The 20967-nt window shown below is 71.3% G+C and carries 20 protein-coding genes; 7 read left to right on the forward strand and 13 right to left on the reverse strand.

All coding sequences use genetic code 11. The features are described from left to right. Positions 1-89: 89 nt before the first annotated feature. The 9 genes from idi to OG570_RS13200 form a co-directional block, all read right to left on the reverse strand. Entirely contained in the window at positions 90-653 is a 564-nt protein-coding gene (idi, locus tag OG570_RS13160) for an isopentenyl-diphosphate Delta-isomerase (protein WP_326956667.1), read from the reverse strand. 82 nt (positions 654-735) lie between these two features. Continuing rightward, positions 736-1569: an alpha/beta fold hydrolase gene (locus OG570_RS13165; protein ID WP_326956668.1), complete on the reverse strand. Its 834-nt coding sequence runs from the start codon at positions 1567-1569 to the stop codon at positions 736-738. Continuing rightward, positions 1566-4736 (reverse strand): NACHT domain-containing protein, encoded by a 3171-nt coding sequence (locus tag OG570_RS13170; protein WP_326956669.1) that lies wholly within the window; start codon positions 4734-4736, stop codon positions 1566-1568. Before OG570_RS13170 ends, OG570_RS13165 begins: the two co-directional genes overlap by 4 nt. Before the next feature lie 9 nt (positions 4737-4745). After that, a complete protein-coding gene (locus tag OG570_RS13175; RefSeq protein WP_326956670.1) occupies positions 4746-5273 on the reverse strand; it encodes a cysteine hydrolase family protein in 528 nt (175 codons plus the stop codon). Next, positions 5270-6706, reverse strand: a complete 1437-nt coding sequence (locus OG570_RS13180; RefSeq protein ID WP_326956671.1) for a purine-cytosine permease family protein — start codon at positions 6704-6706, stop codon at positions 5270-5272. The genes OG570_RS13175 and OG570_RS13180 overlap by 4 nt, the downstream gene beginning before the upstream one ends. Further along, positions 6703-7581 (reverse strand): PfkB family carbohydrate kinase, encoded by an 879-nt coding sequence (locus OG570_RS13185; protein ID WP_247059088.1) that lies wholly within the window; start codon positions 7579-7581, stop codon positions 6703-6705. The genes OG570_RS13180 and OG570_RS13185 overlap by 4 nt, the downstream gene beginning before the upstream one ends. Next, complete coding sequence (locus tag OG570_RS13190) at positions 7578-8579, reverse strand: ADP-ribosylglycohydrolase family protein (RefSeq protein WP_326956672.1); 1002 nt, start codon at positions 8577-8579, stop codon at positions 7578-7580. Before OG570_RS13190 ends, OG570_RS13185 begins: the two co-directional genes overlap by 4 nt. Continuing rightward, a complete protein-coding gene (locus tag OG570_RS13195) occupies positions 8576-9268 on the reverse strand; it encodes a GntR family transcriptional regulator (RefSeq protein WP_326956673.1) in 693 nt (230 codons plus the stop codon). Before OG570_RS13195 ends, OG570_RS13190 begins: the two co-directional genes overlap by 4 nt. Positions 9269-9300: 32 nt before the next feature. Further along, complete coding sequence (locus OG570_RS13200; RefSeq protein ID WP_326956674.1) at positions 9301-9960, reverse strand: VC0807 family protein; 660 nt, start codon at positions 9958-9960, stop codon at positions 9301-9303. A 223-nt stretch (positions 9961-10183) separates the two neighbouring features. On the opposite strand from OG570_RS13200, the gene OG570_RS13205 reads away from it, so the two are divergent. Continuing rightward, on the forward strand, positions 10184-11185 hold the full coding sequence (locus tag OG570_RS13205) for a hypothetical protein (protein ID WP_326956675.1): 1002 nt from the start codon (positions 10184-10186) through the stop codon (positions 11183-11185). Positions 11186-11193: 8 nt separating this feature from the next. Here OG570_RS13205 and dusB read toward each other — a convergent pair whose 3' ends face one another. Both dusB and OG570_RS13215 read right to left on the reverse strand, forming a co-directional pair. After that, positions 11194-12333, reverse strand: coding sequence for a tRNA dihydrouridine synthase DusB (gene dusB / locus OG570_RS13210; RefSeq protein ID WP_326956676.1), 1140 nt, complete (start codon positions 12331-12333; stop codon positions 11194-11196). Positions 12334-12558: 225 nt separating this feature from the next. Continuing rightward, complete coding sequence (locus tag OG570_RS13215; protein ID WP_326956677.1) at positions 12559-12972, reverse strand: MarR family winged helix-turn-helix transcriptional regulator; 414 nt, start codon at positions 12970-12972, stop codon at positions 12559-12561. Between the two features lie 52 nt (positions 12973-13024). Between OG570_RS13215 and OG570_RS13220 the strand changes: the two genes are divergently transcribed. The 4 genes from OG570_RS13220 (at position 13025) to OG570_RS13235 (ending at position 17019) form a co-directional block, all read left to right on the forward strand. After that, positions 13025-13621, forward strand: coding sequence for a TIGR03086 family metal-binding protein (locus tag OG570_RS13220; RefSeq protein WP_326956678.1), 597 nt, complete (start codon positions 13025-13027; stop codon positions 13619-13621). Then, positions 13618-14583: a Gfo/Idh/MocA family protein gene (locus OG570_RS13225; RefSeq protein WP_326956679.1), complete on the forward strand. Its 966-nt coding sequence runs from the start codon at positions 13618-13620 to the stop codon at positions 14581-14583. Before OG570_RS13220 ends, OG570_RS13225 begins: the two co-directional genes overlap by 4 nt. Positions 14584-14643: 60 nt before the next feature. After that, positions 14644-16554 (forward strand): DUF2339 domain-containing protein, encoded by a 1911-nt coding sequence (locus OG570_RS13230; RefSeq protein ID WP_326956680.1) that lies wholly within the window; start codon positions 14644-14646, stop codon positions 16552-16554. 72 nt (positions 16555-16626) lie between these two features. Continuing rightward, the gene (locus tag OG570_RS13235) at positions 16627-17019 is read left to right on the forward strand and encodes a TIGR03667 family PPOX class F420-dependent oxidoreductase (protein WP_247059063.1); all 393 of its coding nucleotides are present in this window, start codon (positions 16627-16629) and stop codon (positions 17017-17019) included. Positions 17020-17026: 7 nt separating this feature from the next. On the opposite strand, the gene OG570_RS13240 is transcribed toward OG570_RS13235, so the two are convergent. Continuing rightward, positions 17027-17584, reverse strand: a complete 558-nt coding sequence (locus tag OG570_RS13240; RefSeq protein ID WP_326956681.1) for a superoxide dismutase — start codon at positions 17582-17584, stop codon at positions 17027-17029. Positions 17585-17689: 105 nt separating this feature from the next. On the opposite strand from OG570_RS13240, the gene OG570_RS13245 reads away from it, so the two are divergent. Beyond that, complete coding sequence (locus tag OG570_RS13245; protein ID WP_326945102.1) at positions 17690-18193, forward strand: DUF6328 family protein; 504 nt, start codon at positions 17690-17692, stop codon at positions 18191-18193. On the opposite strand, the gene OG570_RS13250 is transcribed toward OG570_RS13245, so the two are convergent. Then, positions 18169-18561 (reverse strand): VOC family protein, encoded by a 393-nt coding sequence (locus tag OG570_RS13250; RefSeq protein ID WP_247059057.1) that lies wholly within the window; start codon positions 18559-18561, stop codon positions 18169-18171. The genes OG570_RS13245 and OG570_RS13250 overlap by 25 nt on opposite strands. A 175-nt stretch (positions 18562-18736) precedes the next feature. On the opposite strand from OG570_RS13250, the gene helR reads away from it, so the two are divergent. Further along, positions 18737-20941 (forward strand): RNA polymerase recycling motor ATPase HelR, encoded by a 2205-nt coding sequence (gene helR, locus OG570_RS13255; RefSeq protein ID WP_326956682.1) that lies wholly within the window; start codon positions 18737-18739, stop codon positions 20939-20941. Positions 20942-20967 lie beyond the last annotated feature (26 nt).

Here is a 20967-nt window from a genome sequence, read left to right on the forward strand (position 1 = left end):
TAGAGGTGCCCGCGCTTGAGGTGTGGGTACGGACGAAAGTGAATTACGCTCAAACGGGAGGTCGCTGGTGACTCAGCGGAGTTGGGGCGTCAGAGGTCCGAGAACGGCTTCATGCCCTTGAGCTGCGCGAACTGGTCCTTGGCCCAGTAACTCACATTAGCCGTCTTGTCAGTCAGCAACTCCGTGTAGTCGTTCCAGGAGATCCAGCGCCAGCCGCCGACCTCGGCGGGGTTCGGCGCGGGCTCGGTGTCGGTCCAGGCGGTGAACACCGGGCAGAACTCGTTTTCGACGATTCCCTCGAACGGCGGCGTCCGGTACCGGTACTTCGGCAGCACGCAGTGCAGGCCGGACAGCGACGGCAGCCCGATCTCGTAGGCGGCGCGGCGGCGGACGGCGTCCTCGAGGGACTCGCCCGGCGCGGGGTGCCCGCAGACGCTGTTGGTCCAGACTCCCGGCCAGACCTTCTTCTCGTGGGCGCGCTGGGTGATCAGCAGGGCCTGGTCGCTGCGACGCAGGACGTAGCAGGAGAACGCCAGGTGCAGCCGGGTGTGCTCGTGGTGGCTGGCCAGCTTGGGCCCGGTCTCGCCGGTGGGCACGCCGTCTTCGGTGACGAAGACGACGCGCTCGGTCTCGGTTTCGGTCGCGGTATCCACGCGCCCCAGTAGACACGACGGCCGCGGGTGTCTCGTACCGCGAGGCGGGTGGCTGCGGTGATCACGGCCGGGTGATGGGCGGCTACCGCGCGTCGAGGTGCTCGACGAGCAGCGTCGTGACGGACTCCGGCGCCTCCTCGGGCGCCCAGTGCGTGACGTCTTCGAGCATCTCGAAGCGGTAGGGCCCGGTGACCCAGTTGCCGGTGTCGAGCGCGGCGGTCGAGCCGAACGAGACGTCCTCGGTGCTCCAGATGTAGAGCGTCGGCAGGTCGATCTTGCCGATCTTCCCGCCGGGCCGGCCCGCGCGGTACCAGTTGAGCGCGGCGGTGAGCGCCCCCGGCTCGGACAGCCGCCGGATGTACTCGTCGACCTTGCTCGGCGACACCCGCCGCTCGAACATGTCCCGCAGCGCCCGGCCGTCGTTCTCGAGCATCCGCCGCTCGGTCACGCGCGTCTGCCGCCACTCGGTCATGTACTGGGTCCGGAGGTACTGGTCCTCGTCGGCCTTCATCGCGGCGGAGAGCGCGGCGGGGTGCGGCGTCGAGACCACGGCCAGGCTGCGCAGCCGTTCGGGGTGCGCGTCGGCGGTCCACCAGGCGACGGCCCCACCCCAGTCGTGCCCGACGAGGTCGAACTTCCCCCACCCGAGCCGATCGGCGATCGCGATCACGTCCCCGACGAGGTGATCGATCCGGTAGTCGGCGGCCGGTTCGGGCCGCACCCCGGGCGAATACCCCCGCTGATCGGGCGCGACGGCCCGATAGCCGAGCACCCCGAGGGTCGCGACCTGGTGCTCCCACTCGACGGCGGCTTCGGGAAAGCCGTGCAACAGCATCACGGGCCGCCCGTCTTCGGGCCCGGCGGCAATGGCGTCGAAGGAACCGGCTTCGGTGGTGACGCTGATGTGGTCGATCACGGTTCCGAATCTACTTCGGCCGAGTTGAGCGTGACGACGGCACTGCCAGGTCCCAGCGAGTCGGTTCCGATGAGTTCGATGTGGGTGCTCACCTCGACGCGCAGCCCGGAGTGCCCGGCGAGCGGCCGCAGGTCCAGCACGCCCGACCCGGTCACCCGCAGCGCTTCGAGTTCGTGGAGATCGGCCAGCGGCGCCAGGTCGGGCACCGTGCGGAGCGCCCGCAGCCGCAGCGTCCGCAGCCGGCTCAGCCCGGACAGCATCGACAGGTCGGTCAGCTCGACGCCGGTGAGATCGAGCAACCGCAGCTCGGTCAGTTCGCCGATCGGGGCCGGGTCGACGGCCGGGCAGGCGATCAGCCGCAGCCGGCCCAGCCGGTCGGCCCACCGGCGCAGCAGCGACACGTCCCTGAGCGCCTGACAACCCTGGAAGCTGAGGGAAACCGGCGCGGTCAGGAACGCCAGCGGCGTCAGGTCGGTCAGCCCGAAGACGTTGCCGAGCGACAGCGATCGCAGGCCGGTCAGCGCCGTGAGGTCGGCCAGGCGCGCCGGGTCGTCGATCCAGGTCAGCTGGAGGTCCTTCAGCCGGGGCAGGCTCGCCAGCGCCGCCCAGCCGTGGGTTTCGATCCGGGCCTCGATCGAAGTCAGCCCGCGCACCTCGGCGAGCGGGGCGAGGTCGATCGAATGCGGGGTTGGCGGTCCGATCAGCGCGAGCTGCTTGAGACCCGTGCCGGCCAGTGCGGGCAGGTCAAACCCGGCGAGGTCGGAGATCCCGAGCACCTTCAGCCGGGGCAGGTCGCGAACGAAGTCCAGCCGGCCGTAACCGTCGCCGAACTCGCACCGCAGCCCCACTAGCCGGCGCAAGTGCTTCAGGTTCGCCGACATCGCCGGGTCGCGGACGCTGACAAAACCGTCCACCAGCGGGGACTCCGCGAGCACCCGCTCGGCGTACTCCTCGGGATCGAACTTGTCCCACGCCGCAATCAGCGTCGAGGCGACGTTCGGATCTTCGCTCCCGGCGTACCGGGCGAGAAGATCGAGGGCCGCGGCGCCACCGACGAGCGCGACCGCGTTCAGCAGGAACGGGACCTCGGTGGGCTCGGGTTCGCAGGTGGCGAGGAGGTCGAGGACGAACTCGCCGGCCGCCGCCAGCGCCGCCGCCTCCTCGGTGGACTTCGGCGGGATCAGGGTGCTCGCGCGGTCCTCGATCTCGTTGCGCAGCCGCTCGTTCAGCTCCGGCGACGTCTCCAGGCAAGCCAGTGCCACCAAGTCGAGCTTCAGCCGCTGCGCCTCGTCGGCGTCCCAGGTGAGCAACCCGTCCAGGAGGCTTTCGCGCTGCGCGGGATGCGCGTGGCCCGCCGCCATCACGACCATCTCGCGCCACTCATCCCAGTACGCGTTGGCGATGAGGATGCCGATGTCGTCCTCTTCGACGGCCGCCTGGGCCGCCAGGTACTCCTGGAACGTCCGGTGCACGAAGTCGATCCGGCCCGGCACCGGCTCGCGCAGCACACCGCCGCGGTCGAGGAGGTGGCGGAACACCGTGCGCGGGGTGACGTCGATCTGGCCCATCGACCGCAGCTTCGCCGCGATGCGCGCCTCGGCGTCGGCGATCGAGGTGTCCGTGTGGCCGTTTCGCACCAGCCAATAAGCTATGTGCCGCAACAGAACCAGCTTCTCTGTCAGGGAGAGCCGGATCGGCGACTCGATCCGCCGCTCGACGTCGCGGCTGTCGAGCAGCATGCGCAACGCGACCTCGTACAGCTCCATCCGGTTGTCCGGCAGCTGCCCGTTGCCCTCGTGGTGCAACGCGCAGAGCAGCGCGCACAGCAACGGGTTCTCGGCGAGCCGCCGCAACGCACTGCGCGCGCCGATGGCCGTGATCAGGGCGTCACGGCGGTCGTCGAGGAGATCGCCGGGCATGGCCGCGTGCCAGCGGGTGACGAACGTCCGGACGTCGCGCGGGGTCATCGGCTGGAGCCGGACCTCGGTGAAACCCTCGCCGTGCAGCCAGTCGGGAGCCACGGCGGCCGGGCGGGTGGTGACGACGTACCGGGCCCGCGGGAATGCGACGACGAGTTCGCGGAGCCAGTCCCGCACCTCGCGGCGGCGGTCGTCCGGCAGCTCGTCGAGGCCGTCGACGAGCAGCACGGCCCGGCCGCGGCGCAGCCGCTCCTGCACCCAGCCGCGGGGCATCTCGTCGGCGATGTGCCGGCCGACCTCGTCGAGGAACTGCTCCGGTGCCGGCAGCCGGGACCGGCTGAACCGCCGCAGCCGCACCAGGAACGGCTCCAGGCCGGCCCAGCCCTCGACGTCCTGCAGGCTCCGGCTCGCGCACTGGACGGCCAGCCACTGCAGCAGCGTCGTCTTCCCGGAACCGGCCTCACCGCGCAGCAAGATCCGCGACGTGTGCGGCAGGACGTGCTCGATCCGGTCGCCGGACACGCCGTCCTGGTCGGCGCTGACACTCAGGCTCAGGTAGGCGACCGACAGCGGGTACAGGCGCGTCGCGTCGGCCAGGCCCGCGCCGAACAGCGCCATCCGGTCGAGCGCCGTCACGACCTGACGGCGGAAGTCCGCGGCGAAGTCGTCCGGGTGCCGGCGTTCGGGGAGCGCGGCCAGCACGTTGCGGACCGTCTCGAGGATCTCTGTCTCCCGCTGGAGGATCTCGACGAGCGCGCCCGGCTGGAACCGGGGCAGCGTGCTCGTGACCTGCACCAGGTACGCGCAGCACTCCCGGAGGACGCGCTGGTACAGCTCCACCGCGTCGGCCGACAACAGGAACTCGCGCGGGACACCAGGGACGGTCCGGAGCAGCGAGCGGTACAGGAACGCGGCGTCGAGGTCGGTCGCGAACAGGTCGTCGTCGGTCAGCGCGGCGCGGTCGAACGTCTCGCGCGCGGCGTCCACCGCGGCGGCCCGCTCGTGCTCCGGCAGCGCGCGGAACTCGACGTCGAGGAACGGCAGGAGCCGGTCGGCCACCCGCGACTCGAGGTTGGTGAACAGGAGCCGCAGCTTGCGGCGGTCGTTGAGCCCGGTGACCTGCTTCTCCAGCAGATCGAAGACCTTGGCCGTGGCGTCGGCGGCGATCGGGCGGTCGCCGAGCCAGATCTTCGCCGCGGCCTTCACGACCGCCGTGGTCAACGCGATCGCCGAGGCTTCGAGGCTCACCTGTCGAGCCTAGCCGAGCACCTCCTCCGAAGTGGCCACCTTCACCAGCGGCCCGTACAGGCGCAGGATGTCCAGCGTCTTCGCGTGGCTCTCGTCGTCCACCCCCGCGCACGCGTCCGAGACGACTGTGACCGCCACCCCCGCGTCCGCCGCCGCCAAGGCCGTCGACAACACGCAGCAGTCCGTCGACACCCCCGCCAGCACCAGGCGCGCGCCGCCCACCCGGGTCGCCAGGCGTGGATTCCACTTGCCGAACGTGGTCGCGTCCACAGTGGACGCTGGCTGGAACTCGGGGATCACTTGGTACAACGGCGACTCCGGTGGTTGCAATGCGAACGGCCACCGCGCGTAGTACTGCTTCCACGCGCCTTCCGGGCGGGCCGGCGCGATGAACCGGGTGAACACGACGTCGTCGCCGAACGCCTTCACCAGGCGGTGGATTCGCGGCACCACCTCGGCGAAGCGCGGGGTGAACCACTCGCTCGCCGGGTCGGCGAAGATGTTCTGCAGGTCGATGACCGCCAGGATCGACTTCACGCCGCCTCCTGGGCGTGGATCCGCCGTTTTGTCGCCAGCGTGACGGCGAACCCGAGCACCAGCGCCACCAGCACGCCGAGGTTGGCGAACGCCCACGAGCCGTCGCGGCCGCCGAGGCCGAGCGGTTCCAGCAGGTAACCCTGCCAGTTCAGCCAGCCCGCGGACGTGTTCGTCACCAGGCCCCAGCCGAGCGCCGTCGCGACCACGATCAGCGCGATCGGGCCGAGCCGGACGTCTCTGTAGCGACCCGCCCGGTCGAACAGGTCCTGCTCGGCGTAGTCGCGGCGGCGCAGCAGGACGTCCGCCAGCATCACGCCGCACCAGGCCGCGACCGGGACGCCCAGCGTGACCAGGAAACCCTGGAACTGCCCGAGGAAGCCGTCGCTGAAGAAGACGATGTAGACCGTGCCGAGCACCATGAGCACGCCGTCGACGAGCGCCGCGATCGGCCGCGGCACGCGCACGCCGGCCGAGAGCAGCGCCAGCCCGGACGAGTAGATGTCCAGCACCGCGCCGCCGACCAGGCCCAGCACCGCGACGATCGCGAACGGCACCAGGAACCACAGCGGCAGCAACGTCGTCAGCGCGCCGATCGGGTCGAGGCCGATCGCTTTGCTCAGGTCGGTCGACGACCCGGCCAGCAGCAGCCCGAACACCAGCAGCACCAGCGGCGCGACCGACGCGCCGAACGTCGTCCAGCCGATCACGCCGCGGCCGGACGCCGAGCGTGGCAGGTAGCGCGAGTAGTCCGCGGCCGCGTTGACCCAGCCGAGGCCGAAGCCGGTCATCAGGAACACCAGCGCGCCGATCCACTGCTGCGCGGAGCCGGACGGCAGCGCGCTGACCGCGGCCCAGTGGACGTCACTCGCCACCAAGATCACGTAGACGATCGTGAGCACGCCGGTGATCCAGGTGATCCACGTCTGCAGCTTCATGATGGCGTCGAACCCGAGCACGCCGGCGCCGACGATCAGCACCGCGACCACGACCAGCGCGATCACGCTCGCCGCCGTGCCGTCACCCCAGCCGAGCCGTTTGACGACGGTCCCGGTGGCCAGTGTCGCCAGCGCCGTGAGCACGGTTTCCCAGCCCACGGTGAGGATCCACGAGATCGCCGACGGCAGCCGGTTGCCGCGGACGCCGAAGGCCGCGCGCGAGAGCAGCATCGTCGGCGCGGACCCGCGTTTGCCCGCGATCGCGACGAACCCGCACAGCAGGAACGAGAAGACGATCCCGACGACGCCGGCGACCAGCGCCTGCCAGAACGAGATGCCGAACGCGAGCGTGAACGAGCCGTAGCTCAGCCCGAGCACCGAGACGTTCGCGCCGAACCACGGCCAGAACAGCCCGCGCGGGCTGCCGCGGCGCTCGGCGTCGTCGATCACGTCGAGGCCGTTGGTCTCCACCTTGAGCTTGCGTTCGGTCGTGGTCATGGCTCGTTCCTGGTCAGTAGGCGGTCGATCGCCGCCCGGTCCGGCGCGGTGGCCGGACCCCGGCGGGTCACCGAAAGCGCGGCCGCCGCGTTGGCGCGCACGGCGGCGTCGAGGAGGGTACTGCCGCGCAACAGCTCCGCGGCCAGCACGCCGCAATGCGTGTCGCCCGCGCCGTTGGTGTCCACGGCGTCCACGGGGAAGCCCGGGACCTCCGCGGTCCGGCCGTTTTCGTGGACGCGGCAACCCTTCGCGCCGTCGCGGACGACGGCGACCGAGGGCAGCTCGCCGAGGACCTCGGCTTCGCACGCGTTGCAGCTGAGAATGTCTACTATGGACAGTGTGTCACGGAGGGCTCCAAGATCAAGCTCGGCGATGAGTGGGCCGGGGTCGAACAGAATCCTCGAGCCGGGCAGATGAGGCAGCCAAGCGAAGAGAGCAGTTCGATTGATCTCGTGCAACAGACTGTACCCGGTGACGTAGACGACGTCGTCACTCTTTGGGTGGACATGATCGAGGAGTGCTGGGTACAGCCGTCCTTCGGCGCCGGTGCCGGTCGCGAACGTGCGCTCGCCGGTCGCGTCGACGAGCGCGACGACGACGCCGGTGTCCAGGTCCGGCGTCGGCTCGTGGGCCACCTGGATGCCTTCGTGCGCAAGGGCTTCGCGGGCGAGGTCGCCGAAGGCGCCGGTGCCGTGGCTGCCCGCGTACAGCACCCGGGCGCCGGACCGCGCGGCCGCGGACATGACGTTGAAACCGCCGCCTGGCAACAAGTTCGTCGAGGACGCCAGGACGTCGCCGCCCGGCGGTGGCAGCGTGGGCACCGCCATGACCAGGTCGATCACGACCTGTCCGGTGTGCACCAGCCGCCCGGTCACCGCGCGCGCCGTCTCAGGGTGAGGAGCTCGTCCACCAGCGGGCCGAGGTCGAGGTGGTTCACGGCGCGGACGGTCTCGGCGAGGTCCGCCGGGATGGCGTCGACGCCGTGCGCGGCGCCGAGCATGGCCCCGCAGATCGCCGCGACGGTGTCGGTGTCGCCGCCCAGCCCGGCGGCCAGGCGCAGCGCCGCGGCCGGGTCGTCACCCATGGCTTCGGCCAGCGCGAAAGCGGCCACGACGGACTCCTGCGACGCCACCGACGTCCCGATCACCTCGGCGACCGCGTCGGCGACGGCGTCGTGCGTCATGCCCCGCACCCAGCCGCGCGCCCAGTGGATCCGGGCGGCGATCTCGCCGCCGGCCGCCCAGTGCCCGCGTTCCCCGCCGACGACGGCCGCGCGCTCGCCGGCGTCGAGCGCTTCGGCCAGGCTCGCGCCGTCGACCCCGGCGGAGACGGCGGCTGCGACCGCCGCGGCGGCGGCGATGCCGAGGCTGGTGTTGTGGGTGACGCGCGCGGTCGCGACGACCGCGTCGACCAGGGCGTGCAGGTTCCCCGACGGCGTCGCGATGCCGACCGGCGTGACGCGCATGGCGGCGCCGTTGGTGGTCCCGGTGCGGCCGGCTTCGTCGGTCGGGACGCCGTCCTGGAGGCGGGAGAGCGCGCGCTTCGTCGACGGGCCGAGCAGGTCCGCCGAGCCGCGACGGACCATGTCCGCCTCCCAGATCAGCAGGGCGTCGGCGAAGACCCGCGGTTCGACGGTGCCGCGGCCGTCGATGAGCAGCCGGGCCAGCAGGATGGCCTGCTCGGTGTCGTCGGTGATCGAGCCGGCGGGCATCGACGGCGCGACCGGCTGCTCGGCGACGGCGGTGAGCAGCCCGGTGACCGGCCCGTAGGCGGCGGCGATGGCGGCGCGGGACATGGACTGCGTCGGCATCCCCAGCGCATCGCCGACGGCGAGCCCGGTGAACGCGCCGAGCGCCCGGTCCCGCGCGGTCATCGGTGTCCGAAGGTGAGGTGGAACTGGAACCGGTCGGGGTCCAGGAGGCTGACGACGCGTTCGACGAGCCGGCCCTCGACGTCGACCGAGGTGCGCTCGGCGCGGAGGAAGAGCTCACCGATGGCGCGGCCGAGGAGTCCGGCGGCGCAGGCGTCGAGCCGTTCGGTGCTGATCCACTGGTCACCGCCGGTGGAGACCAGCCCGGCGGCTTCGAGCGTCGTGGTCAGGGAATCGTCCCGGAGACCGGTCCCGGGGAGTTCGGCCAGCGGCCCGATCGCGGGCACGGTCGCCGTCTCGAGGGAGATCCCGCGCCCGTGTTCCCGCCGCACCCGCCGGACGGCGACGTAGCTGTCCAGCCCGAATTCCTCTTGCAGGGCTTGGTCTTCGACGGCTTCGATGCCGAGCAGCTCGGTGGTGACGGGCGCCCCGGCGTCGGCCAGCGCGCGGGCCCAGCCGAGCCGCTGGTCGAGCTGGACGCCGTCGAAGGTGACGAACGAGCCGACGCCGGCCTGGGTGGAGATGAGCTCGAGCTGCTGCAGTTCGGAGAGCGCGCTGCGGACGGTGCCGCGGCTGACCTGGTACTGAAGTGCGAGCTGGTTCTCGCCGGGCAGCCGATCGCCGTGGGCGAGCCGCCCGGACCGGATCAGGTCGGAGAGATCGCCGACCAGCTGCTCCCGCTTGGTGTACATGTACACACCTGTACACCCGTGGTTTCCGCAGGTCAAGCGGCGACGAGCACGCGGTCGTCCGTCTTGGCCTCGTTCGCGACCATCTCGCCGGCCTCGGCGCTCATCGCCCCGGCCACGACCATGATCAGCGCGAAGGAGCCGATGAACAGGACGGTGCTCAGCCACACCATGGTCTCGACGGGCAGCGTGAAGGCACCGACGATCCGAGCCGCGCTCTCCAGCATGAAGCCGATACCCCAGACGAAGCTGGCGCGACGCAGGACGGTCTCGAACCGGCGGTTGCCGGTGAGGCGCTCCCAGGCGCCTTCGTGGTCGGCCTTGCCGTGGGTGAGGAACGGGCGCAGCGCCTTGGTCATGATCGGCTGCGCGCCGAACGCGGAGATCAGGATGACGAGCCCGGTGATCCCGCTGCCGATCGAGTCCTTGGCGATCATCATCCGCGCATCCCCGGCGACGAAGGTCAGCAGCATCCCGACGACGTTGGTCACCAGCACGACCAGCGCGAGGCCGTTGAGCGTCCGGTCCTTGGCGAACTGGTAGAGCGTCCGCGCCAGGGGAACAACCCCGCTGAGGGCGAGCGACAGGAAGACACTGGCACCGAGCGAGTGGAGCCCGTAGTAGACCCCGGTCGGCAGGGCGATCTCGACGGCGAGCGTCTTGAGGAGCGAGGCGGGAGCGCTGGAGTTCGTCATGGGAAGAGCTTGTCGCGGCGGAGGGCTGGGGAAGGATGCCGTCCGCCACGACTTCGGGCTGACAGATGTCATGGGCGTGGCGCGGTACATGAGCGTTCCGTAACAGGTTCTGTCACGGAGACGACCTGGCTGCCATGACAGTCGACGCCGCACCTCGCCGGATCGCCACGAACGGCAACTCGGAAGGGGAGCCGCGCGACTGGTCTTCGCTTTGGTGGTCGGTGTGCTGTTCCTCGTCATGAGCCTGCCGAAAGGCACGACGACGTTGTCTGGGCGGGACGGGTGGGAGTGGCTCGCCGAGCCGGCTTCCGCGAGCCGGTGGCTGGACACGACCTTGTCCGCGCTGCCGGAACTCCTGACTTGGCTGGGCTACGCGGCCGCCGCCTACTTCGCCGCGTTGCTGGTGGTCTCGGTCCGGCACTGGAAGCCCGGGCTCTTTGCGATCGGTGTGCTGGTGTCCGCCGGTTCCGCCTGCCTGCTGCACACGCTCAGCTGGCTCGGGTTCATCTTGTTCAAGGTCGGCGCCTTCGTGGCCGGAGTCGTTTTCGTGGTCTTCGGTTTCCTCGCCGACATCGGCCGCGATTTACGCGATTTCGTGGGCTTCGTGTTCGAGAGCAAGCTTTGGATCGGTCTGCTGATCGCGTTGGCGGTTCTGGCCATCATTCTGTTCTACGCGGCGAGAAAATGGTTCACGGCGGTGGTGCTCGTACTCGCGGCCGTGGCTGCCTTCGGCGTTCTGGGCTGGCTGGGTAGCTTGACCCCGGAGACCTTCTGGCCGGACGTGCGCGACGTGGCGGGCGTCGTCTTCGCGGTGTTGCTGGGGTTGCTCGCCGTGGCGACGGTCGGCCAGTTGTTCATCGACCAGCTCCGGAGCACGATGATCGCGGGGAGCGGCCGGCTCGGGGTGGCGATGGGCGCGATCGCCGTCGGTTCGGCGTTCGCGATGCTCATGCTCATCGGGAACGTCTTCGGCGCGTACTCCTGGTACCCGGACGTGATCGCCGCCTGGCTCCACGATCACCTGCAGAGCAACAGTGCGCCGAATCTGGACATTTCGATCGCCCTGCTGGTCGTGGGACTCTCGGCGATCGGTGTCATCCGGAACCTGGGGCGGCTGAAGCCCGCTCCTGACCTGGCCGAATTCAAACGGTCCCTGATCTACGCCATCATGGGCGTCATCGCGGCCACCGTGATCGGTTCCGTGGCCCACACCTCGGAGCGTTGAACCCGCCTTCAGCCGCCGGAGTGCATGTCTTCCGTTTCCGGGACGCAGTCGTCGTCCGGGTCGTTCAGCCAGCCGTGGGGCAACGTCACCTTGCCCGGCGAACCCTGACGCCCACGCGGGCCGTCGGCGTTGGCCGGGAACGGGGCGTCGTGGTCCAGCTTGCCGATCAGGTCGTCCAGTTCCGGCAGGCCCGACACCATCGCGAACCCGCGGCGCAGTTCCGCGCCGACCGGGAAGTTCATGAAGTACCAGGCCATGTGCTTGCGCAGGTCGCGCAGGGCCTTGGTCTCGCCGTCGTGCTGGATGAGCAGCTCGGCGTGGCGGCGCAGGACTCGCGAGACCTCGCCCAGCGTCGGCGGGGTCGGCAACGGGCGGCCGGCGAAGGCCGCCTCCAGCTCGCCGAACAGCCACGGGCGGCCCAGGCAGCCGCGGCCGACGACGACGCCGTCGCAACCCGTTTCCGCGACCATGCGCAGGGCGTCGGCGGCGGAGAAGATGTCGCCGTTGCCCAGCACCGGGATGGTGGTGACGGCTTCCTTCAGCGCCGTGATCTTGGTCCAGTCGGCCTGGCCCGAGTAGCGCTGCGCCGCGGTGCGCGCGTGCAGGCTGACGGCCGCCGCGCCTTCGGCTTCCGCGATGCGGCCGGCGTCGAGGTAGGTCAGGTGGTCGTCGTCGATGCCGACGCGGAACTTCACGGTGAAGGGGACGTCGCCGGCGGCGGCCGCGGACTCGCGCACGATGTCGGCGAACAGCTTCCGCTTGAACGGCAGCGCCGCCCCGCCGCCCTTGCGCGTCACCTTCGCGACCGGGCAGCCGAAGTTGGAGTCGATGTGGTCGGCGAGACCCTCGCCGACGATGATCCGGACGGCTTCGGCCATGGTCTTCGGGTCGACGCCGTAGAGCTGCATGGACCGGGGCTTTTCGTGCTCGCCGAAGGTCATCATGTGCATGGTCCCGGGGTGCCGTTCGACGACGGCCCGCGCGGTGATCATCTCGCACACGTAGATCCCCGCGCCGTACTCGGCGCAGAGCTGCCGGAAGGCGACGTTGGTGATCCCGGCCATGGGTGCGAGCACGACCGGCGGATCGACCTCGTACGGGCCGATCTTCAGGGCGGGCTTGCTCAGGGTGGCGGTCACGTCCTCCATTGTCGCTTGTGGTGTCGGTCACGTCGACCAGGGGCCGGAAGCACCGCGTGCCTTCACGCGGCAGAGTGGTGTCACTACGCTGGGTGCGATGATGCCCGAGGTCGCGGACCTCGCACTGGAGAACCGGCGGTACCGGTCGTCGTCGCGCACGGGCGGGCGCTGCTCGAAGAGAACGACCGGACGCGATTCATCGCCGGCGTCGTCGCCCGCAAGCCCTGACGCGCGTTACTCCGCCGCGAGCGCCTGCGCCGCGCGGAGGAACGCCGCCCGGTCGGCCGCGGGCAGCCGCGCCAGCAACCGTTCTTCCTTGGCCTGGATCCGGCCCTGCGCGGCCCGCCGCCGCTCCCGGCCCGCCTCGGTGATCGCCAGCAGCCGGACGCGGCGGTCGGCCGGGTCCGGCTCGCGGCTGATCAGCCCCGCGTCCTGCAGCTCGTCGAGCGTGCCGATGATCCGCGTCTTGTCGGCGCCGATCGCCTGGGCGAGCGCCGCCTGGGTGCGCACCGGGCTGTCGTCGAGCGCGCTGAGCACGACGTAACCCCACATGCTCAGCCGGTGCTCCTCGAGCACCGGTGTCTCCAGCGCGACCAGGCTGCGCACCAGTCCGCCGAGCATCGCCGCGAGATCCGGTCGCTCCGCCATGCGCTGACCCTAGCCGCTTGACAGATGATAAGCATGCGTAGACGATAGGCGAATGCTTATCAATGAACTCGACGCCGTCGCCACCCGGACCAGCCTCGATCTCGTCGCCCGCAGCACGCCGGCCGACTTCGCGAAGCCGACGCCGTGCGCGGCCTGGACCCTCTACGGCCTCGTGGCCCACATGACCACCCAGAACCTCGGGTTCGCCGCCGCGGCCGGGGGTGACGGCGACCTCGGCCGCTGGAAGCTCGTCTCCCTCGGCGACGACCCGGTCGCCACCTACCGCGACTCCGCGGAGCAGGTCCTGGACGCCTTCGCGGCCATAGACCGCGAGGAGATCCCGCTGCCGGAGTTCAGCACCGAGGTCACCTTCCGCCCGGAGCAGGTGCTCGGCTTCCACTTCGTCGACTACGTCGTGCACTCCTGGGACGTCGCGCGCACGCTCGGCCTGCCGGTCCGCTTCGACCAGGACGTCCTCGACGCCGCGCTGCGCATCGCCGCGTCCGTCCCGGGTGGACAGTCCCGGCTCGCGCCCGGTGCGGCCTTCGGACCGGCCGTCGACGCCGGCGAGCTGTCCGGTTTGGACCGCGTCGTCGCGCTGCTCGGACGTTCGCCGAAGTGGCCGGAGGACCTAGAGTCGGTGGCATGACGACCACACCCCTGCGCTGGGGAATCATGGGCACCGGCGGGATCGCGAGCGCTTTCGCGGAAGACCTGGAGCTGACGGGCTCCGGCGTTGTCGCCGCCGTCGGGTCGCGCACGGCCGAGAGCGCGGCCGCCTTCGCCGACCGGCTCGGCGTCGAAACCCGGCACAGCAGCTACGAAGCCCTCGCGAACGATCCTGACATCGATGTCGTCTACGTCGCGACGCCGCACCCGTTGCACCACGGCAACGCGCGGCTCGCGCTCGAAGCCGGCAAGCCCGTGCTCGTCGAGAAGCCGTTCACGATGAACGCCGAGGAGGCGCGGGACCTCGTCGCACTGGCCCGGGAGCGCGGCCTCTTCCTGATGGAGGCGATGTGGACGCGCTTCCTGCCGCACATCCGGCACGTCCGGGAGCTGCTGCCGCGGCTCGGCGACGTCGTCACGGTCACCGCCGACCACGGCCAGTGGTTCGCCGAGGACCCGGCCTTCCGGCTGTTCGCGCCGGAACTGGGCGGCGGCGCCCTGCTGGACCTGGGGATCTACCCGGTTTCGTTCGCGTCGATGATCCTCGGCGCGCCCGACCGCGTCCTCAGCATGGTCGCGCCCGCGTTCACCGGCGTCGACGCGCAGACGTCGATGCTGTTCGGCTACGCCGGTGGCGCGCAGGCCGTGCTGAGCTGCACGTTGCGTGCGGTCTCGCCGACCTCGGCGACGATCGTCGGCACGGACGCGCGGATCGAGATCGAAGGCCCGTTCTACGCGCCCGCGTCGTTCACGCTCATCCCGCGCGAAGGCGACCGGAGCCGCTTCGAGTACGTCGACGAGGGCCGCGGCCTGCGGCACCAGGCCGACGAGGTGGCACTGCGGCTGGCCGCCGGGGAGACCGAGAGCCCGCACATGCCGCTCGACGAGACGGTCTCGATCATGACCACGATGGACCGGGTGGTGGCCGCGACCAGGACGTGACCGGGGTTTGAGTAGTGCTACGGATCCGCAGGTGGGGGCCGGTGCGTGACGCTGTCCGGTATGACCACCGAAGCGAATGTGCTCCTCCGGCTCGCCGGCGAGATCGACGACCTGGGGCGTCGGCTCGCAGTGGTGGGTTCCGAACTGCGGACCGCCCAGGGTGAGCCGAAGCAGGCTGAAGCGCCGAAGCCGACCGAAGCGCCGAAGCCTGCTGAAGCGCCGAAGCCTGCCGAAGCGCAGAAGCAGGCTGAGCAGCCGAAACCGCAGCCGCAGCAGGCACCGAAGCTGCAGCAGGCCGTGCCGCCGCACCCCCAACCGCAGCCCCAGCCTCAGCCTCAGATGCAGCCGCCGGCGTGGCCGCCGCAGTACCAGTGGCAGCCGCCCCAGCCGCCGCCGCAGCAGCGGTACTTCACGCCGCAGCCGCCGTACCAGCCCGTGCCGCGTCAGACGCTGGGCGAGAAGCTCGGCAAGGAGGGCGCGGGCAGCCGGGTGCTGGCCTGGGTCGGCGGTGGCGTCACGCTGCTCGGCGTCGTCCTGCTGCTGGTCCTGGCCGTGCAGCGGGGCTGGCTCGGGCCGCTGCCGCGGGTGCTCATCGGCGCCGCCTTCGGGCTGGCGCTGACCGGCGCCGGCGTGTGGCTGCACCGCAAGCCCGCCGGTCGCACCGGCGCGTTCGCGCTGGCCGCCACCGGCATCGCGACGCTCTACCTGGACGCCGTCGCGGCGACGTCGCTGTACGAGTACCTGCCGGTGCTCGCCGGGCTCGCGATCGGGCTGGCCATCACCGTCGGCGGGCTGCTCGTGGCCGTGCGCTGGGAATCGCCGCTGCTGGCTTCCGCCGTCGTCATCGGCTGTGTCGTGTGCGCGCCGATGATCACCGGTGGCTTCACCGCGGAACTGGTCACCTTCCTGCTGATGGTCCAGCTCGCGACGACGCCGGTGCGGCTGCGCCGTGACTGGTCGTCGCTGACGCTGGCCGCCGGGATCCCGCCGCTGTTCGCGTCCGTGATCGCCACCGCGGTCGCGGGTTCGGGCGGTAGCTGGGCCACCACGGCCGCGGCGGCCGGCACCTCGGTCGTCGGGATCGCGCTCGCGCTGATCGTCCTGCGCCGCCGGGAAAACGACCCCGTCGCGCTTTCCGTGCTGGCGACGGCGGTCGTGCCGACGCTGGTCGCCGCGGTGCTGCTGCCGAAGGTCCAGGCCGTGCCGGTCGCGGCCGGGGCGGGTGTCGTGCTGCTCGCCGTGTGGGCCACGCGCAAGTTCTGGGGTGGCCTCGCCGGGCAGCTGGCCGGGCTCGCCGGGCTGCTGGCGATCCTGCAGGCGACGGTCACCCAGTTCGACGGCCCGGCCCGCGCCGGGGTGCTGCTGGGCGAGGCGCTGCTGCTCGTCGTGGCCGCGCTGGGCGGGCGCAACCGCCTCGCCCTCGGTGCCGCGCTCGGCTTCGCGACCCTCGGCGGCCTGATCGGCGTGTTCTTCGACGTGACGCCGGCGCTGCTGATCGTCTCGCGCCCGCGGTCGGCCGCCGACCTGGCCGGCGCGCTCGTGGTGTCGCTGCTGATCCTCGCCGTGTCGATCGCGCTGCCGTGGGCGGCGGCGCGGCTGGAGATCTTCAAGGGCCCGTCCGACGACCTGCCCATCTGGCTGCTGGCCGGGATCGCGGCGCTGTACGGCGCCGGCGGGCTCGTGCTGAGCGGGTCGATGCTGGCGCTGCCCGGGCGCGCCGGGTTCCTACTGGGCCACGCGCTGATCACGGTGTCCTGGACGGTCGCCGCGCTCGTCCTGCTGCTGCGCGGCATCGAGCTGGTCGCGCTGCGCGTGATCGGCTTGATCCTGGTCGGCGCCGCGGTGCTGAAGCTGGTGCTGTTCGACCTCTCGGCGCTGGACGGCCTCGCCCGCGTCGGCGCGTTCCTCGGCGCCGGGCTGGTGCTGCTGGCGGCCGGTTCGCGGTACGCGCGGCGCGTCGCCTCGCGCTGAGCGGGAAGAAATTGTCGGTGCCCCGTGGTTACCTGGATCACAAGTCCGACCGACCCAGGGGAGCACGAAGCCATGGCCGCACCGAAACTCGCCGACCGAGCCGGGGAACCGATCGGCTGGCTGACCACCGTGACGCCGAAGGGGCGGCCCGCGCCACGGCCGGTGTGGTTCGTGCTCGACGGCGACGACATCCTGGTGTTCAGCCGGCCGGACACCGCGAAGCTGCGGCACATCGAGGCGAACCCCGAGGTCACGCTGAACCTCAACAGCGATGACCACGGCGGTTCGATCCTCGTGGTGAACGGGAAAGCGCAGATCGAGGCGGGCAAGGCCTCGGAAGCGCCCGGGTACCTCGACAAGTACGGCTCCCGCTACAGCGCCATCGGCTTCGAGACGCCGGAAGCGTTCGACGCCGCGTACTCCGTCCGCATCCGCGTGGTGCCCGAGCGGTCCTGGGGGTTCTAGCGGAGTTCTAGAAGGCGACGTCCAGGCAGGCGAGGCGGGCGCCGGCGGTGCCCGCGTGGCCCGGGTCGGTGTGCGTGTGGGTTTCGTGGACCACCACGGAGTGCGCCCGCCGCACGCCGAACGTCCAGTCCACAGTGGACCTGGCGAAGCCGGTGCCCAGCCGGTCGGTGGTGAAGTCGAGCCAGATCTCGTTGCGGGGGTTCGCGTACGCGGGGTCGACGGACGGCTTCACCGGGTCCGGCACGTGCTGGAAGTGCGGCCCGGCGGCGTCACCGGTGGCGCCGCACGGCTGGGCGTGCGCGTGGGCGCCGTAGGAGTGGCCCGGCAGCAGCCCGGTGACGACGAGGGAGGTCGTCACGCCCGCGTGGGCGGCCGAGAGGCTGAACACGTGGGCCCGGGCGCCGGGCGGGACGAGGTCGGGGCGGTACGTCACCGCGTGCGCGCCGGGGGCGTACGCGGTGAACGTGCCGCCCGCGGTCACGGCGTGCACGGGTGACGCGCCGGCGACGCCGGGAACCAGGACAGCGAGGGCGGCGGCCACGACGACGGAGGAGAGAAGGCGCATGGTGCTTCTTAGCGGGCCTGCTCAGGGCGCCGCCATGATCGTCACGCCAACGAGTGACGCTCTTCTCAGAGGGTGGGCGTTGCCGGGGCCGCGTATCGTCCTCCCGTGCCCGAACACACCGGTGAAACCCGCAACCAGCAGCTGACGCGCAACGTCGGCGAGCTGCTGCAGGAGCTGCGGGTGGCGCAGGCCGGCGTGCAGATCCTCTTCGGCTTCCTGCTGTCGGTCGTGTTCACCGACCGGTTCCACAACGCCAGCGGCTTCGAGAAGTCGCTGCACCTGACCGCGGTGATGCTCTCGGTCGCGGCGACGGCGTTGCTGACCGCGCCCGCGGCGTGGCACCGGCTGCTGTTCCGCACGGGCAGCCGTGAGCGGATCCTGACCGTCGGCAACCGGTTCGTGCTGGTGGGGCTCGTCTGCCTGGCCCTGGCCATCACGTCGACCGTCGCGCTCATCGCGAAGGTGGTCTACGGCGAACCCGCGATGATCGTCGTCGCGGTGCTCACGCTGCTGATCTTCGGCGTGCTGTGGTTCGCCATCCCGTTCCGGCTGCACCCGACCGACGACGATCCGCTGGAGGACGCTCAGCCGACGGGCCCGCCCACGTAGAGCGTGTCCTCCTGGACGAAGCAGAGCGGGTTGCCGAACGGGTCGTCGGCGTAGAAGGAGCGTTCGCCCCAGAACTGCGTCGCGATGCTGTCGTCGAGCCACCGCGGCCCGGCGGCCCGCACCCGCTCGAAGACCGCGTCGACGTCGTCGACCGCGAGGTAGACGATCCGCGGGTCCCTGGCGGGCCGGGCTTCCCGGTGTTCGAGCGGCGCTTCGACGCAGGCGAGCACCACACCGCCGCAGGTGAAGTAGTGCCGGTTGAGCGCGACCCGCTCGCCGGGGTCGCCGATGACCCGCGCGTAGAACGCGACCGCCGCCTCGATGTCGTCGACGGGCTGGATCAACCGGAACACCCGTGGACCGCTCATGCGTTGAGACAGTACCGGTGCTCATCCCGCGTCCGGCGGCAGTCGCCTGACCAGCGAGGCCGCGCGGACGAGTTCGCTCTTGACAGCGGGTGGACAATAAAAATTCGACGTGCTCTCCGTAAAAAATGGGAGAACCCGCCGAATGTGTTGTCAGTCTAACCGCTGTGAGGGGAACTTGTCAAATCTGGGGTACGACGAGGAATTGCGGGCCGAACGCGCGTACACGGCCGAGCTGTACGCGCGTCTGGACCGTGAACGCGCGCAGGCGGCGGCCCGCTTTCGGGCCGCACTGGGGGAAACCGGGATCGCGCTGGTCGAGCGCGACGCCGACGTGCGCGTCCGGGCGCGCGAGACGGCACGGCTGAACGTCGTCGACAACGGGCTCTGCTTCGGCAGGCTCGACGCCGTTTCGGGAGAACGGAGTTACATCGGCCGGATCGGCATCTTCGACAGCGAAAACGACTACGAACCGCTGCTGCTCGATTGGCGGGCGCCGGCGTCGCGCGCGTTCTACGTCGCGACGGCGGCGTCGCCGGAAGACATGCGGCGACGCCGTCAGTTCCACACGATGGGCCGCCGGATCGACGACTTCACCGACGAGGTGTTCGGCCGTCCCGGCGATCACGAGCGCGGTGACGCGGCCCTGCTGGCGGCCGTCAACGCGCCGCGGGGTGCGGGGATGCGCGACATCGTCGCGACGATCCAGGCCGAGCAGGACGAGATCATCCGGCTCGGCCACGCGGGCGTGCTGGTCGTCGAAGGCGGGCCCGGCACCGGCAAGACCGCGGTCGCGCTGCACCGGGTGGCCTACCTGCTCTACACCCAGCGCGAGCGGATGTCGCGCAGCGGCGTGCTGGTGGTCGGGCCGAGCCCGGTGTTCCTGGACCACATCGGCCGCGTGCTGCCCTCGCTCGGCGAGTCGGACGTCGTGTTCCTGACCACCGGCGGCCTCGTGCCGGGCCTGCGCGTCACCGCCGAGGACGCACCGGAAGTGGCGAAGCTCAAGGGCTCGCTGAAGATCCTCGACGTCCTCGCGGCGGCGGTCGCCGACCGGCAGAAGGTGCCCGACGAGCCGGTGCCGGTCGAGCTGGCCGACGTCACGGTCGAACTCGACGAGGACGTCGCCGACGAGGCGCGGACCGAGGCGCGGCGGACGGGGCTGCCGCACAACGAGGCCCGCGCGGTGTTCCGCGAGACCGTCGCCCAGATCCTCACCGAGCGGGCGGTGGCGGAGATCGGCGAAGGCTGGCTGAGCCGGGAGGACGAAGGCGCGTGGGAGAACCTGCGCGCCGACGTCCGCGAAGAACTGGCGGAGCACGAAGAACTCGGCTCGGTGGTCGACGCGCTGTGGCCGTCGCTGACGCCGGAGACGCTGCTGGCGCCGTTGTACCTGTCCCCGCGCCGGCTCCGGGCCGCCGGGGCCGACCCGGCGCTGGCCCGCGCGGACGGCATGGCCTGGACGGTCTCGGACGTCCCGCTGCTCGACGAGCTGGCCGACCTGCTCGGCCGGGACGACGCCGCCGAACGCGCCGCCGCGAAGCGGCAGGCGGAGGCGGACGCCGAGTACGCCGGCGGCGTGATGGACCTCCTCAAGCTGGACCGCGAGGAACTGGACGAAGACGTCCAGCTGGTCGCCACGGACCTGCTCTACGCCGAGGACCTCGCCGGCCGGTTCGCCGAGCGCGACACCCGTGACCTCGCCGAACGCGCGGTCGAGGACCGCGACTGGACGTACGGGCACGTCGTCGTCGACGAGGCGCAGGAACTGTCCGAAATGGACTGGCGGGTGCTGATGCGGCGGTGCCCGAGCCGGTCGTTCACGATCGTCGGCGACCTCGCGCAGCGGCGGTCGGCGGCCGGGGCCACGGCGTGGGCGCCGGTGCTCGCGCCGTACGTCCGCGACCGCTGGCTGTACCGGGAACTGACCGTGAACTACCGCACGCCGGCGGAGATCATGACCGTCGCCGGCAAGCTGCTCGCGGAGTTCGCGCCGGACGCGCGGCTGCCCGAGTCGGTGCGCGCGAGCGGGGTCCGGCCGTGGTCCAGACAAATTGCGGAGGGCGACTTGCAAGGCGCCATCGACGAATTCGACCGCGACGAAGGCGGCCGTGAGGGCACGAGTGTCGTGATCGGCCCGGCGGGGGTGCCGGGCACGGTCCCGCCGTCGGCGACCAAGGGCCTCGAGTTCGACGCCGTTCTCGTCGTCGAGCCCAAGCGGATCCTGGCCGAAGGGCCGCGTGGCGCGGCCGAGCTGTACGTCGCCCTCACCCGCGCCACGCAGCGCCTCGGTGTCCTCTACCAGGACGCGCTGCCGTCGTCGCTGACCGGGCTCGCGGAGGCCGGCGTGCCGGTTTCCGCGGGGTACCGCCGGTTCCTGTAGCCGGACGGGGGTGGCGGGCTGGGTCT

Source organism: Amycolatopsis sp. NBC_01286, from assembly GCF_035982555.1.
GTDB lineage: Bacteria > Actinomycetota > Actinomycetes > Mycobacteriales > Pseudonocardiaceae > Amycolatopsis.

What these genes read in the sequence shown, in the direction of transcription:
- OG570_RS13180 (WP_326956671.1), bottom strand. Translation starts at nt 6,706, where the DNA reads ATGACCACGACCGAACGCAAGCTCAAGGTGGAGACCAACGGCCTCGAC.
- OG570_RS13190 (WP_326956672.1), bottom strand. Translation starts at nt 8,579, where the DNA reads ATGACCGCGCGGGACCGGGCGCTCGGCGCGTTCACCGGGCTCGCCGTC.
- OG570_RS13195 (WP_326956673.1), bottom strand. Translation starts at nt 9,268, where the DNA reads ATGTACACCAAGCGGGAGCAGCTGGTCGGCGATCTCTCCGACCTGATC.
- OG570_RS13200 (WP_326956674.1), bottom strand. Translation starts at nt 9,960, where the DNA reads ATGACGAACTCCAGCGCTCCCGCCTCGCTCCTCAAGACGCTCGCCGTC.
- dusB (WP_326956676.1), bottom strand. Translation starts at nt 12,333, where the DNA reads ATGGAGGACGTGACCGCCACCCTGAGCAAGCCCGCCCTGAAGATCGGC.
- OG570_RS13215 (WP_326956677.1), bottom strand. Translation starts at nt 12,972, where the DNA reads ATGGCGGAGCGACCGGATCTCGCGGCGATGCTCGGCGGACTGGTGCGC.
- OG570_RS13220 (WP_326956678.1), top strand. Translation starts at nt 13,025, where the DNA reads ATGCTTATCAATGAACTCGACGCCGTCGCCACCCGGACCAGCCTCGAT.
- OG570_RS13225 (WP_326956679.1), top strand. Translation starts at nt 13,618, where the DNA reads ATGACGACCACACCCCTGCGCTGGGGAATCATGGGCACCGGCGGGATC.
- OG570_RS13230 (WP_326956680.1), top strand. Translation starts at nt 14,644, where the DNA reads ATGACCACCGAAGCGAATGTGCTCCTCCGGCTCGCCGGCGAGATCGAC.
- OG570_RS13235 (WP_247059063.1), top strand. Translation starts at nt 16,627, where the DNA reads ATGGCCGCACCGAAACTCGCCGACCGAGCCGGGGAACCGATCGGCTGG.
- OG570_RS13240 (WP_326956681.1), bottom strand. Translation starts at nt 17,584, where the DNA reads ATGCGCCTTCTCTCCTCCGTCGTCGTGGCCGCCGCCCTCGCTGTCCTG.
- OG570_RS13250 (WP_247059057.1), bottom strand. Translation starts at nt 18,561, where the DNA reads ATGAGCGGTCCACGGGTGTTCCGGTTGATCCAGCCCGTCGACGACATC.